The organism is Mycolicibacterium parafortuitum (assembly GCF_010725485.1).
In the GTDB taxonomy this organism is placed as follows: Bacteria; Actinomycetota; Actinomycetes; order Mycobacteriales; family Mycobacteriaceae; genus Mycobacterium.
The window spans coordinates 5279969-5294109 of record NZ_AP022598.1; the positions used below are offsets into that span (position 1 = coordinate 5279969).

Annotated in this window: 9 protein-coding genes; 2 read left to right on the forward strand and 7 right to left on the reverse strand. The window is 69.7% G+C overall.

Features of this window, described 5'->3' with window-relative positions:
* The first annotated feature begins 56 nt into the window (after positions 1-56).
* A complete protein-coding gene (locus tag NTM_RS24980) occupies positions 57-836 on the forward strand; it encodes a D-alanyl-D-alanine carboxypeptidase family protein (protein ID WP_170312031.1) in 780 nt (259 codons plus the stop codon).
* 12 nt (positions 837-848) lie between these two features.
* Here NTM_RS24980 and NTM_RS24985 read toward each other — a convergent pair whose 3' ends face one another.
* The 6 genes from NTM_RS24985 to ftsY all read right to left on the reverse strand — a co-directional run bounded on the left by NTM_RS24985 (position 849) and on the right by ftsY (position 9474).
* Positions 849-1934, reverse strand: coding sequence for a metal-dependent hydrolase family protein (locus NTM_RS24985; RefSeq protein WP_104864726.1), 1086 nt, complete (start codon positions 1932-1934; stop codon positions 849-851).
* Positions 1935-1936: 2 nt separating this feature from the next.
* Positions 1937-3517: a signal recognition particle protein gene (gene ffh, locus NTM_RS24990; protein ID WP_163768782.1), complete on the reverse strand. Its 1581-nt coding sequence runs from the start codon at positions 3515-3517 to the stop codon at positions 1937-1939.
* Between the two features lie 47 nt (positions 3518-3564).
* A complete protein-coding gene (locus NTM_RS24995) occupies positions 3565-6051 on the reverse strand; it encodes a [protein-PII] uridylyltransferase (RefSeq protein ID WP_163768784.1) in 2487 nt (828 codons plus the stop codon).
* Positions 6052-6132: 81 nt separating this feature from the next.
* Positions 6133-6471, reverse strand: a complete 339-nt coding sequence (locus tag NTM_RS25000) for a P-II family nitrogen regulator (protein ID WP_011779408.1) — start codon at positions 6469-6471, stop codon at positions 6133-6135.
* Positions 6472-6504: 33 nt separating this feature from the next.
* The gene (locus NTM_RS25005) at positions 6505-7857 is read right to left on the reverse strand and encodes an ammonium transporter (RefSeq protein ID WP_163768787.1); all 1353 of its coding nucleotides are present in this window, start codon (positions 7855-7857) and stop codon (positions 6505-6507) included.
* Between the two features lie 186 nt (positions 7858-8043).
* On the reverse strand, positions 8044-9474 hold the full coding sequence (ftsY, locus tag NTM_RS25010; RefSeq protein WP_163768789.1) for a signal recognition particle-docking protein FtsY: 1431 nt from the start codon (positions 9472-9474) through the stop codon (positions 8044-8046).
* Positions 9475-9502: 28 nt separating this feature from the next.
* Between ftsY and fni the strand changes: the two genes are divergently transcribed.
* On the forward strand, positions 9503-10531 hold the full coding sequence (gene fni, locus NTM_RS25015; protein WP_163768791.1) for a type 2 isopentenyl-diphosphate Delta-isomerase: 1029 nt from the start codon (positions 9503-9505) through the stop codon (positions 10529-10531).
* 5 nt (positions 10532-10536) lie between these two features.
* Here the strand turns inward: fni and smc are convergent, their stop codons facing one another.
* Positions 10537-14121: a chromosome segregation protein SMC gene (smc, locus tag NTM_RS25020; RefSeq protein WP_163768793.1), complete on the reverse strand. Its 3585-nt coding sequence runs from the start codon at positions 14119-14121 to the stop codon at positions 10537-10539.
* Positions 14122-14141 lie beyond the last annotated feature (20 nt).

The window sequence follows — 14141 nt, forward strand, 5'->3', positions numbered from 1 at the left end:
TGCGAATACGACTCGCGGGGCTGGCGCTCGCCCTGAGTGCGCTGCTGCCCGCGTCGATGTCGGTCGCACCGGCGACGGCCCAGCCCGGACAGCCCGTGGAAGCCGCTGCCGCCCAACCGATTCCGGACGGACCGGCGAAGGCGTGGCTGGTCGCCGACCTGGACACCGGCCGGGTGCTCGCCAGCCGCGATCCGTACGGCACCTACGCCCCCGCCAGCACGATCAAGGTGCTGCTGGCGATGACGGTGCTCGACCACCTGCGACCGGACAACTTCGCCAGGGCCAACGAATCGCACACCCGGGTCGAATGTTCCTGCGTAGGGCTCAAACCCGGCCAGGCCTACACGACCACCGAACTGCTCTCCGCGATCCTGATGGTGTCGGGCAACGACGCGGCGAACATGCTGGGCGACATGCTCGGCGGGCAACAGATGGCCGTGGCGAAGATGAACCGTAAGGCCGCGCTCGTCGGCGCGCGCAGCACCAAGGCGTCCTCGCCGTCCGGGCTCGACGGGCCGGGCTGGGAATCGGTGACCACGCCGCACGACCTCGCGGTGATCATGCGGGCGGCGCTGAAGTATCCGCTGATCGCCCAGATCATGCGCTCACCGACCGCACCGTTTCCCGGTAAGACGCTGCACAACCAGAACGAGTTGTTGTCCCGCTACCCCGGGGACCTCGGTGGTAAGACGGGCTTCACCAACCTGGCTCGCAAGACCTACGTGGGGGCCGCCCAGCGCGGCAACCGTCGCCTCGTCGTGGTGCAGATGTACGGCACCGGCGATCTCTACGGGCAGGCGATCCGCTTGCTGGACTACGGATTCAGCCAGCCGTAGCGCGCCGGCCGATCAGTGGACGATGCCGCGCAGGATCACCACGGTCGGGTGAGCCAGCACCTCGGGGCCGGAGCGCGGATCGTCGGCGAAGCACACCAGATCCGCTGACGCGCCGTGCCGTAACGCCGGGCGCCGCAGCCACTCGCGGGCATCCCAGCACGCCGCGCCGAGCGCCTCGGTCGGCGTCATACCGATCCCCTTGAGCGCCTCGACCTCGTCGGCGATCCGGCCGTGCGCGACGGCGCTGCCCGCATCGGTGCCCGCGAAGATCGGCACACCGGCTTCGCGCGCCGCCCCGATGCGGGCCGGGCAGCTCTCGTACAGCGCGCGCATGTGCTTCTGGTAGGCCGGGAAGCGGTCGGCCCCGTCGGCGATTCCGGGAAAGTTCTCGATGTTGATCAGCGTCGGGACCAGCGCCGTTCCGTGTTCGACCATCAGGTCGATGGTGTCCTCGGTCAGCCCGGTGCCGTGCTCGATGCAGTCGATACCCGCCTTGATCAGACCGGGCAACGCGTCCTCGCTGAACACATGCGCGGTGACCCGGGCGCCGTTGGCGTGGGCGGCGTCGATTGCCGCCTCCAGCACGTCATCCGGCCACAGCGGCGCCAGGTCGCCGGAGTCGCGGTCGATCCAGTCCCCGACCAGCTTCACCCAGCCGTCGCCCCAGCGGGCCTGCTGGGCGACGGCGTCGGGCAACTGCCACGGGTCCTCGAGTTCGGCGGCGAAACCGCGCGAGTACCGCTTCGGACGGGCCAGATGGCGGCCCGCCCGGATGATCCGCGGCAGGTCGGCGCGGTCGTCGAAGCTGCGGGTGTCGGTCGGCGATCCGGCGTCGCGCAACAACAGCGCACCGGCATCCCGGTCTGTCTCGGCCTGCGCGGCCGCCTCGTCCAGCGGGATCTCTCCGTGCGCACCCAGACCCACGTGGCAGTGCGCGTCGACCAGGCCGGGCAGCACCCAGCCGCCATCGGTGTCCGCTCCGAACACCGTCTCGGCATCGGCGACCGGTTCGGCGGACAGCCGCCCGTCGACGATCCACCAGTCGACGGGTTCGCCGTCCGGCAGGCCACGACCGCGCACATGCAGACGCGCGCTCATCGCTAGTTCTTCGGGAACTTCAGCTTCGACAGGTCGATGTCGGCGAGGCCGGGCGGCAGCTCGTCAAGGCCCTTGGGCATGTTGGACAGATCGGGGAAGCCGGCGGGCATGCCGGGCATGCCGGGGCCGAACGGGCTGCGGGTCTTCGGCTGGGTCGGGCCTGCCCCTGATTTGCGCCCTTTCTTGCCGGCTTTCTGCTTGTTCTTCCCCTTGGCCGCCTTGCGGGAATTCTTCCGGCCGAACGGCATCCCCATCTGGCCGGCCATCTGCGACATCATCTTGCGGGCTTCGAAGAACCGGTCGACGAGCTGGTTGACCTCGGCGACCGTGACGCCCGAGCCGTTGGCGATGCGCAGCCGGCGCGACGCGTTGATGATCTTCGGATCAGCGCGTTCCTGCGGCGTCATGCCGCGGATGATCGCCTGCACGCGGTCGAGCTGACTGTCGTCGACGGCGGCCAGCGCGTCCTTCATCTGGCCGGCGCCGGGAAGCATGCCGAGCAGGTTGCCGATCGGACCCATCTTGCGGATCGCGAGCATCTGCTCGAGGAAGTCCTCGAGGGTGAGCTCTCCGCTGCCGATCTTGGCTGCGGTCGCCTCCGCCTGTTCGGCGTCGAAGACCTGCTCGGCCTGCTCGATGAGGGTGAGCACGTCGCCCATGCCGAGGATGCGGCTGGCCATCCGGTCGGGATGGAAGACGTCGAAGTCCTCCAGCTTCTCCCCCGCCGACGCGAACAGGATGGGCTGGCCGGTGACCTCGCGCACCGACAGCGCGGCGCCACCGCGGGCGTCGCCGTCGAGCTTGGTCAGCACGACACCGGTGAACCCGACGCCCTCGCGGAACGCGTCGGCGGTGGTGACGGCGTCCTGACCGATCATCGCGTCGAGGACGAACAGCACCTCGTCGGGGTTGACGGCGTCGCGGATCGCCGCGGCCTGCGCCATCAGCTCCTCGTCGATGCCGAGGCGGCCGGCGGTGTCGACGATCACCACGTCGTAGAGCTTGGCCTTGGCCTCCGCGAGACCTGCCGCGGCCACGGCGACCGGGTCGCCCGCGGTCATCTGCTCGATGGTCGCGCCGTCCGGCGAGACGCCCGGGTGCGGCGCGAAGACGTGCACGCCCGCCCGTTCGCCGACGATCTGGAGCTGGTTGACCGCGCCGGGGCGCTGCAGGTCACACGCGACCAGCAGCGGGGTGTGGCCCTGCGCCTTCAGCCATTTCGCGAGCTTGCCCGCCAGGGTCGTCTTACCGGATCCCTGCAGACCGGCGAGCATGATGACCGTCGGTGGGTTCCGCGCGAACGCGAGCTGGCGGGTCTCACCGCCGAGGATCGCGACGAGCTCCTCGTTGACGATCTTGACGACCTGCTGCGCCGGATTCAGCGCGGCCGATACCTCGGCGCCCTTGGCGCGATCCTTGATGCGCGAGATGAACGCGCGGACGACGGGCAGCGAGACGTCGGCCTCAAGCAGCGCCAGCCGGATCTCACGCGCGGTGGCATCGATGTCGGCGTCGGTCAGCCGACCCTTGCCCCGCAGGCCCGTCAGGGCACCGGTCAACCGATCGGACAGGGATTCAAACACGCGGCCCAGCCTATCGTGGGTCGGCGGGCACGTTCGGCCAGCGCCGGTCAGCTGGCCTCGTCGTGAACCTGCTTGGGCGCGGGCGGGGCAGGCAGCACCGCGAACAGTTCGCGTTCGAGCCTCTCACGGATACCGTCCTCCACACCCTCGTCATGGGCGGGCAGCACGATCCCGAACGCGTCGATCACCGAGGACCCCATCGTGGTGACCTTGGCCCAGGCGATGTCCACCCCGGCCCGTTCGAAGACCCGGGTCAGCACCGCCAGCAGTCCGGTCCGGTCGGTGGCCCGGATCTCGGCGACGAGCTGGCCGGAATTGGATCCCTCGTGCCACAGCACTCTCGGCGGCGCGGTCGGGGGGTTGATCGGGACGGCGGCCTTGATCTCACCGGCGCGGCCGAGCGCGTTGCTCTCGGCTTCCTTCTTCTCCAGCGCGGCCATCACGTCGAGTTCGCCGTCGATGGCCAGGATCAGCTGCTGGCGCAGCAGCTCGGCCGCGGGCGGTGACCCGAAGTGCGGCGCCACCACGAAACTGTTGATCGCCGAACCCTCATGGCCGTTGACCGACGCGGAGTACACCCGCAGCGAGTTCAGCGCCAGCACCCCGGCGGCCTTCGACAGCACGCCGCGGCGGTCCGGCGCGATCATCGTGACCTGGTAGATGTGTGCGGTGTCGGCCGGCGTCAGCTCGACGTGCACGCCCACCTCGCCCGCCAGCGCGATGAACCGGGCGTCGACGGGATCGGGATGCGGAAGCGGCTCACCGGCCATCACCAGCCGGCAGCGCCGCACCAGTTCGCCGATCAGCGAGGCCTTCCAGTCGCCCCACACCCCGGGCCCGGTGGCCAGCGAGTCGGCCTCGGCGAGCACGTGCAGCAGCTCGAGCACCACGAGATCACCGTCGAGCGCTTCGGCGACCGCGGCGATGGTGTCGGGATCCTGTAGATCGCGGCGGGTGGCGGTGTGCGGCAGCAACAGGTGGTGGCGCACCACCTGGGCAAGGATCTTGATGTCCGAAGGCCACAGGCCGAGCCGGCTGCCGATCTGGTGGGCCAGTTCGGCGCCGATGACGCTGTGGTCACCACCGCGGCCCTTGCCGATGTCGTGCACCAGAGCGCCGAGCAGAAGCAGGTCGGGACGTGACACCCGGGTGGTGAAAGCGCTTGCCCGGGAGACGGTCTCGACCAGGTGGCGGTCGACGGTCCAGATGTGCACGACGTCGCGGGGCGGCAGGTCACGCACCGCACCCCATTCCGGGAACAGCCTGCCCCACAGCCCGGTGCGGTCCAGCGCCTCGATGGTGCCGACCGCCGACGGCCCGGCCGCGAGCATCACCAGCAGATCCTTGAGCGCCTGCCGGGGCCACGGGGTGCGCAGTTCGGGGGCCGCCTCGACGAGCCGGCTGAGTGTGGATCCCGCGATCGGCAGCCCGGTGGTGGCCGACGCCGCGGCCACCCGCAGGATCAGCCCGGGGTCGCGTTCGGGGCGGGCGTCACGGGCCAGGATCACCTCGCCGTTGAACTCGATGACGCCTTCGTCGAGCGGGCGCCGCACCGGCCTGCGCAGCGCGGCCAGCCCTCGGCGCGGCAAAGCGTTTGCCGCCGTTCGGATTCCGGCGTCGACGTAGTAGCTGACGGTGCGCGCCGCATCGGACAGGGTGCGGGCGAGGTCGAAGCGGTCACCGATCCGCAGCGACGAACCGATCTCGTCGGCGTGCTGGGCCAGCAGCAGTTCCCGTCCACGGCCGGCCACCCGGTGCAGTTCGGTGCGGACGTTGAGCAGCGCAAGGTTCGCCTCGCCGAGCGTCTCGGTCGGCGAGGCCAGCGAGCGGCTGGGGTACACGTCGGCGAGCTGGGCGATCGCGAGCGCGTTGAGCAGCTGGACGTCGCGCAGTCCGCCCCTGCCGCACTTGAGATCCGGTTCGGCGCGGTGGGCGATCTGGCCGCTGCGCTCCCAGCGCGCCCTGGTGTGCTCGACGAGTTCGTCGAAGCGCGAGGCGATCCCGATGCGCCACTGCCTGCGCGCACCGCCGATCAGCAACGACGACAGGTCGGCGTCGCCTGCGATGTGCCTGGCCTCCAGCATGGCCAACCCGGCGGAGATGTCCTCGCCCGCCACCCGCAACGCCTCGGGCACCGTGCGCACACTGTGGTCGAGTCGAATGTTGGCGTCCCACAACGGATACCACAAAAGTTCGGCGACCTCGCCGACGACGTCGGCAGGCATGTTGTCGTGCAACAACATCAGATCGAGGTCGGAGTACGGCAGCAGCTCACCACGGCCGAGGCCGCCGGTCGCGACGATCGCGAAGCCGCTGGTCGCGGTGATCCCGATCTCGGTGGCCTTGGTGGTCAGCCAGAAGTCGTGCAGGTCGAGCAGGGCGTCACGTAACGCCGCGGAGTCGAGCTGGCGACCGCTGCCGGACAGCAGCTGTTCGGCGGCGGCCACGAGATCGGTTGCGGGGCGGGAAGACACCGCCGCCGGACGCTCCCAACGGGAAGCGCCGGCGGCGGGCTTCGATGTCGAATCCTTCATGAGTTGTCCTCCCGGCACTTGACGATCCAGTACTCACACGACGCAACCGCCGGGAGACGACCTCTCATTCCTCGATACGGATCAAAGGGCGTCTGCCCCACGTTCACCGGTGCGCACCCGGACCACGGTCTCGACCGGGCTCACCCAGACCTTGCCGTCACCGATCTTGCCGGTGCGAGCCGCCTGGACGATGACGTCCACCACCTTGTCGACGGCGGCATCGTCCACGACGACCTCGACACGCACCTTCGGCACGAAGTCGACCGAGTACTCCGCGCCGCGGTAGACCTCGGTGTGACCCTTCTGCCTGCCGTAGCCCTGGACCTCACTGACGGTCATTCCCAGGATGCCCGTCTGCTCCAGGCCGGTCTTGACATCTTCGAGCGTGAACGGCTTGACGATCGCGGTTATCAGCTTCATGTAGTTGATCCCTTCCGATGAAATTGTCGCCGGTCAGGCGAGCTCGTAAGCCGTTTCGGCGTGTTCGGTCTCATCGATGCCAGTGTCCTCGTCCTCCTTGGACACCCGCCAACCCAGCGGCTTGACGATGAAGGCGATGATGGCGGTCATGACTGCGGTGAACACTACGGCAACCACCGCGATGACGATCTGGACCACCAGCTGCTCGAAGCCACCGCCGTAGAACAGGCCGGTCTCCAGAGCCAGGAAGCCGATGCCCACGGTGCCCCACAGACCGGCGACCAAGTGCACGCCGACGACGTCGAGCGAATCGTCGTAACCGAACTTGTACTTCAGCGCGATGGCGAGCGCGGACAGCACACCCGCGACCGCACCGAGGATCAACGAGCCGATCGCACTGAGCGACCCACAGGCCGGGGTGATCGCGACCAGGCCGGCGACGATACCGGAGGCGGCACCGACGCTGGTGGCGTGACCGTCGCGGATGCGCTCCACCAGAAGCCAGCCGAGCATCGCGGCGGCCGTCGCGGCGGTGGTGTTGACCCAGACCGAACCGGCGAGCATGTCCGCGGCGCCCTCGGAGCCGACGTTGAAGCCGAACCAGCCGAACCACAGCAGCGCGGCACCCAGCATCACGAACGGGATGTTGTGCGGGCGGTACGGGGTCTTGCCGAAGCCGGCGCGCTTGCCGAGCAGGATCGCCAGCACCAGCGCGGCCATACCGGCGTTGATGTGGACCACGGTGCCACCGGCGAAGTCGATCGGCGACACGTTCGCCACACCCTCATCGTCGACACCGAAAATCTTTGCCGCGATTCCACTCTCGGAACCCGACAGCAGGCCGCCACCCCAAACCATGTGTGCCAGGGGGAAGTACACCAGCGTGACCCAGATGCCGCCGAAAACCAGCCAGGTGCCGAACTTCATGCGCTCGGCCACCGCACCGCTGATCAGCGCGACGGTGATGACCGCGAAGGTCAGCTGGAAGGCCACCCAGACGATGGCCGGCACCGTGCCGAACCCGCCGGAGACGAAGGTGTCGACCCCGTCGACCTCGCGAACCTCGGTCAGTTGACTGAGCCCGAACAGCGAGAACGGGTTGTCGAAGACTCCGAAGAAGTCGCTCTCACCGGTGTGACCGGAGGCGAACGACATCGAGTAACCCCAGAGCACGTAGATGACGCTGACGACACCCATCGTGCCGAACGACATCATCATCATGTTGAGGACGGACTTCTGACGGGACAAACCACCGTAGAAGAACGCCAGGCCCGGTGTCATGAGCAACACCAGCGCCGCCGACGTGAGCACCCACGCCGTATCCCCCGCGCTCAGGCCATCAGGCCCGAACGGCAGAAACGCTTCGTCTGGCAAGGCTAAAAGCACTTTGTGTGAACCTCCTTGGGATGGCGGCCGATCATGATCGGCCTCCCGAAGAGACTCTTTTGCGAGCGTTTCACCTGTGATTCTGTTGTGTTTCGCCGGTGTGAACGGACACGCGGATGTCGTTACGCTCGTGTTTCGCCGGCGCCGACCAGCAAAAACACCGTGCCGTTCACCGCAATTCGGGCCTCAGCCGAGCAGTGCGTCGACGAACGCGGCGGGCTCGAACGGGGCCAGATCGTCGGGGCCCTCACCGAGCCCGACCAACTTGACGGGCACCCCGAGTTCCTGTTGGACGCGGAACACGATGCCGCCCTTGGCCGTCCCGTCGAGCTTCGTCAGAACCACGCCGGTGATGTGGACCGCCTCGGCGAACACCCGGGCCTGCGGGAGGCTGTTCTGTCCGATCGTCGCGTCCAGCACCAGCAGCACCTCGTCGACCTCGGCGCGCTTACCCACCACGCGCTTGACCTTGCCGAGTTCGTCCATCAGGCCGGTCTTGGTGTGCAGCCGGCCCGCGGTGTCGATGACCACCACGTCGGCACCGTCGGCGATGCCCTTGTCGACCGCGTCGAACGCCACCGACGCGGGGTCGGCGCCCTCGGGTCCGCGCACCACCTGCGCGCCGACGCGCGACGCCCACGACTGCAACTGATCGGCCGCCGCCGCGCGGAAGGTGTCCGCCGCGCCGAGCACCACGCGCCGTCCGTCGGCGACGAGTACGCGGGCCAGCTTGCCGACGGTGGTCGTCTTGCCGGTGCCGTTGACGCCGACCACCAGCAGCACCGACGGTTTGTCGGCGTGCGGCAGCGCCCTGATCGAGCGGTCGAGGTCGGGGTGCAGCTCGGAGATCAGCACCTCGCGCAGCACGGCGCGGGCATCGGCTTCGGTGCGCACCCGGCTGCTGGCCATCTTCTCGCGCAGCGCCGCGATCACCGATTCGGTGACGACGGGGCCGAGGTCGGAGATCAGCAGTGTGTCCTCGACCTCCTCCCAGGAATCCTCGTCGAGGTCGCCACCGCCGATGAGGCCCAGCATGCTGCGCCCGAGGGTGTTCTGGGATTTGGCCAGCCGCCCGCGCAGCCGGTCCAGGCGCCCCTCGGTCGGCGCGATGGAATCGAGGTCGGGCGCCGCGGGTGCCTCGGCGACGGGTTCGGCGGCAGGTTCGGCCTCAGGGGCCGGTTCGGGTGCGGGCGCCTCGGTGACGGGTTCTGGCGCCGGTTCGGCCGGCGGGGCCGGGCGCTCGACGGGCGGCACCGGGGTGCGGTCCTCGACAGGGGGCTCGGGGAGCCTGACGTCGGCGATCGGACGTTTCGGCGCATCGCGCGGAATGGTGGCATCATCGCCGACGGCGGGTAAGCCGGTGGTGTCGATACGTTCGGGGGCCTTCGGCGGGGCCGGCGCCTTGGGCGGGACTTTGGGCGTGGTTTCCGCCGGAGCCGACTGCGAGAACGTGATACTTGACGAGGCGGTATAGCCGCCCGACCGATCGACGGGAGTGGCAGTGTCTGGAGCCGACAGCTTGATCTGGCGGCGGCGGTACCGCACCAGCCCGACGACAAGCGCGACTACCAGCAGAACGGCGATGACCGCGATCGCGATCCAGAGACCTTCACTCACCGTGCCATTGTCTCAGGGGACATAACCGGTGACGCCCGACCCCGCATCAGCGCTGCAGCACCGCAAGCGCCGCCACATCGACGTCTGCCTGACCGAACCCGTCGACTACCAGACGGTGACGACCGGGCTGGAGCGCTACCGACTGCCTTACAACGCGCTGACCCAGACCGACCTCGGCACCGTCGACCTCGGCACCGAGTTCTTCGGCACCCGACTACACGCACCGGTGCTGATCGGCGCGATGACCGGGGGCGCCGAACTGTCGGGAACCATCAACCGCAACCTCGCGGCGGCCGCGCAGCGGCTCGGCGTCGGGATGATGCTGGGGTCGCAGCGGGTGATGATCGACGACGCGGTCGCGGCGAAGAGCTTCGACGTGCGTGGGGTCGCGCCCGACATCCTGGTGATCGGCAACATCGGGCTGGCCCAGGTGCAGACGTCGATGCTGCCGGCGCTGGCGGCGGTGCTGGACCGCGTCGGCGCCAACGGGCTCGCCGTGCACACCAACCCGCTGCAGGAGGCGATGCAGCACAACGGTGACACCGATTTCTCGGGGTCGATGGCCCGGCTGCGCGAGGTGGCCGGATCGATCGGGTATCCGGTCATGCTCAAAGAGGTCGGCCACGGCATCGGTGCGGCCGCCGCCGCACAGCTCGTCGACTGCCCCGTCGCCGCCGTCGACGTCGCCGGTGCCGGCGGGACGTCGTGGGCGCGCATCGAACAGTTCGTCCGCTACGGCGAGGTGCGCTACCCGGCGCTCGCCGAGTGGGGCATCCCGACCGCGCAGGCGCTGACCGAGGTGCGCCGGGTGCTGCCCGGTGTGCCGCTGGTCGCCTCGGGCGGCATCCGCACCGGGATGGACGCCGCGAAGGCCCTCGCGATGGGCGCCGAGGTGGTCGCCGTCGCCCGGCCGCTGCTCGCTCCCGCCGTGGAATCCGTTCACGCGGTGGTGGATTGGCTGCAACGGTTCATCGACGAGCTGCTCGTATGCCTGCACGGGTCCGGAGCCGCCGACCTGGCCGCGTTGCGCGAGCGCGGTGTCACCGAGCTCGGCTGAGACTGTCAGGACGAGCTGGCGACCAGTTCCTGACCCCGCATCCGCTGCGAGATCACCGTGGTGATGCCGTCGCCCTGCATCGTGACGCCGTACAGCGCGTCGGCGACCTCCATCGTCGGCTTCTGGTGGGTGATCACGATCAGCTGGGAGCGTTCGCGAAGTTGCTCGAACAAGCTGATCAACCGGCGCAGGTTCACATCGTCGAGCGCCGCCTCGACCTCGTCCATCACGTAGAACGGGGACGGGCGGGCCCGGAAGATCGCGACCAGCATGGCCACCGCGGTCAGCGACTTCTCACCGCCCGAGAGCAGTGAGAGCCGTTTGATCTTCTTGCCCGGCGGCCGGGCTTCCACCTCGATGCCGGTGGTCAGCATGTCGGCGGGGTTGGTCAGCAGCAGCCGGCCCTCGCCGCCGGGGAACAACGTGGCGAACACCTGGGTGAACTCGCGCTCCACGTCCATGTATGCCTCGGTGAACACCTGCAGGATCCGGGTGTCGACGTCGGCGATCACGTCGAGCAGATCCTTGCGGGCGGCCTTGACGTCCTCGAGCTGGGTCGACAGGAAGTTGTAGCGCTCCTCCAGCGCGGCGAACTCTTCCAGCGCAAGCGGATTCACCCGGCCGAGTTCCTTGAGCTCCTTCTCCGCACGTTTGGCCCGGCGCTCCTGGGTGGGCCGGTCATACGGCATCGGCGCCGGTGCGGTGACCTGCTCGCCGCGCTCCTTGGCCTGCTCGTACTCGGCCATCTCCAGCTCCGACGGAGGCAGCGCGACGCCGGGACCGTACTCGGCGACCAGATCGTCGGCGGCCATGCCGAACTGCTCGAGCACCTGTTCTTCGAGCTGCTCGATACGAAGGGCCGCTTGCGCTTTGGCCACCTCGTCACGGTGCAGCGCGTCGGTCAGCGCGGCGATCCGCGTGGTGAGTTCGTTGACCTCTTCGCGTGCCGTCGTCAGCGCACCGGCGCGAACCTGCCGCTCGGCGGCGACTTCGTCACGCACCCGCGATGCGACCTCGACCGCCGCGGCGAGGCGCCGGGCGACCAGCCGGCCGGCGTCGGCGACCGCGTCGGCGACCGCGGCGGCGTGCACGCGCGCCTCCCGGGCGCGCAGCGCCCTGGCCCGTGCCTCGCGTTCGGCCACCGCGGCGCGGCGTAGCGAATCAGCGCGTCCGCGAACAGCATTGGCGCGTTCCTCGGCGGTGCGCACCGCCAGCCGGGCTTCCACCTCCGCGGCCCGCGCCGCCTCGGCGGCGGCGGTCGACTCCGAACGGTCGACGACCTCGGCGTCGAACATCGGCTCCTGCTGGGCCTGATGCAGCCGCTGTTCGAGTTCGGCGAGCTCGGCGACCGTGCGGTTGCGCGCGGCCTCCATCTCGTCGCGCTGCCGGATCAGTCGCTGCCATTCGTCGTCGGCGGCGCGCGCATCCTGGCCGAGCCGGCCGAGCTGCTCATAGATCGACGAGATCGCGGCATCGGATTCGTTGAGTGCGGCCAGCGCCTGTTCGGCGGCGTCCTGACGGGCGGACTGTTCGTCGAGTGCACCGGACAGCGCCGCGGACAGTTCGCCGACCTGACGTTCGGCGCGGGTGAGCTCGGCACGGGCCTTGTCGACCTCGGACTGGATCTCCAGCGTGCTGGGTTTACGATCGGACCCGCCGCTGACCCAGCCGGCGCCGACCAGGTCGCCGTCGGCGGTCACCGCACGCAGATGGGGTTGTGCGGCAACAAGATCCAGCGCGGCAGCGAGGTCGCCGACCACTGCGACGCCCGCGAGCATGGCTGTCACCGCACCCCGTACCGGAGCGGCGGGTTCGGCCAGGTCCACCGCCCACACCGCACCGGCGGGGAGCTGTCCGGCGACCGGCTCCTGGGCCGGCCAGTCGCCGAGCACCAGCGCCGCGCGGCCACCGTCGGATTCCTTGAGCGCGGCGACGGCGGCGCGGGCCGCGGTCGAGTCCTCGGCGGCCAGCGCGTCGGCGGCCGCCCCCAGCACCGCGGCGATCGCCGCCTCGTGGCCGGGCCGTACCTTCACCAGATTCGCGATGGAACCCAGAAGTCCTGCGCCACTGTGGTTCTGCTGCAGCCATGCGGCACCGTCGCGGCGGTCCAGGCCGACCGACAGGGCATCGATGCGGGCCTGCAGCGATGCAACCTGCCGCTCGGCGGCGCGCTCGGCGGCCTGCAGTTCGGCGACGCGCTCGTCGGCCAGCCGCAGTGCGGTCACGCTGCGGTCGTGCTGCTCGTCGAGGCCGACCTCACCGGCGTCGAGTTCGGCCACCCGGCCCTGCACGGTCTCGAACTCGGCCTGGGTCTGCTGCGCGCGGGCCGCGGCCTCGTCGATGCCCGCGGTCAGCCGGGCCAGGGTCTCGTCGGCGGACTCGACCCGGGTGCGCATCGTGTCGACCTGGCCGGACAACCGGGCCAGCCCCTCGCGCCGGTCGGCTTCGGCGCGGGCCGCGGCCATGTGCGCGCGTTCGGCCTCGGCGGCCACCTGCTCGCGTTCGGAGAGCTCGGCGCGGGCGGACTCCAGCCGCGCCTGGGATTCGGCGAGCTCTTCGAGCAGCTGCTGTTCCTGTTCTGCGACCGCGTCGGCCTGGGCTTCGAGCTCGTCGGGATCGGGTCCGGCAGAGAAATCCGGCTCGGCGTCGAGGTGCTGGGCGCGCTCGGTCGCGATGCGCACCGTCGCACCGACGCGTTCGGCCAGCGCCGACAGCCGGAACCAGCGCTGCTGGGCGGCGTCGGCACGCAGGCTGAGCTCCCCGACCGCGCGCTCGTGTTCGCCGAGTTCGGCGGCCCTGATCTCCAGCCGCTCGGTGAGCTCCTCGTGTTCCTTGCGCAGCGTCGTCTCGGCGTGGTTGGTGTTGTCGAACTCGGCCTTGCGGGTGACCAGGTCGTCGGCGGCCAGCCGCAGCCGGGCGTCGCGCAGGTCGGCCTGGATGGTCTGGGCGCGCCTGGCCATCTCCGCCTGGCGGCCCAGCGGTTTGAGCTGGCGGCGCAGCTCGGTGGTCAGGTCGGTCAGCCGGGCCAGATTGGCGGCCATCGAGTCGAGCTTGCGGACGGCCTTCTCTTTGCGCTTGCGGTGTTTGAGAACGCCCGCGGCCTCCTCGATGAACGCCCGCCGGTCCTCGGGCCGCGATTCCAGGATCTCCGACAGCTTGCCCTGGCCGACGATCACATGCATCTCACGGCCGATGCCGGAGTCGCTGAGCAGTTCCTGGACATCGGCCAAACGGCAACGGCTGCCGTTGATCTCGTACTCACCGGCACCGTCACGGAACATCCGGCGGGTGATCGACACCTCGGAGTACTCGATCGGCAGCGCGTTGTCGGAGTTGTCGATGGTCAGCGTCACCTCGGCGCGGCCCAGCGGGGCTCGCGAGGACGTCCCGGCGAAGATGACGTCCTCCATCTTGCCGCCGCGCAGGGTCTTGGCGCCCTGTTCGCCCATCACCCAGGTGAGCGCGTCGACGACGTTGGACTTCCCCGACCCGTTCGGGCCGACGACGCAGGTGATGCCCGGCTCGAAGCGCAGAGTCGTCGGCGAGGCGAAGGACTTGAAGCCCTTCAGCGTCAGACTCTTCAGATGCATGACGCGTTACCCTACCGCCG

Coding starts and splice junctions, on each gene's coding strand:
- NTM_RS24980 (WP_170312031.1), top strand. CDS start 57: ATGTCGGTCGCACCGGCGACGGCCCAGCCCGGACAGCCCGTGGAAGCC.
- NTM_RS24995 (WP_163768784.1), bottom strand. CDS start 6,051: ATGAAGGATTCGACATCGAAGCCCGCCGCCGGCGCTTCCCGTTGGGAG.
- NTM_RS24985 (WP_104864726.1), bottom strand. CDS start 1,934: ATGAGCGCGCGTCTGCATGTGCGCGGTCGTGGCCTGCCGGACGGCGAA.
- smc (WP_163768793.1), bottom strand. CDS start 14,121: ATGCATCTGAAGAGTCTGACGCTGAAGGGCTTCAAGTCCTTCGCCTCG.
- NTM_RS25000 (WP_011779408.1), bottom strand. CDS start 6,471: ATGAAGCTGATAACCGCGATCGTCAAGCCGTTCACGCTCGAAGATGTC.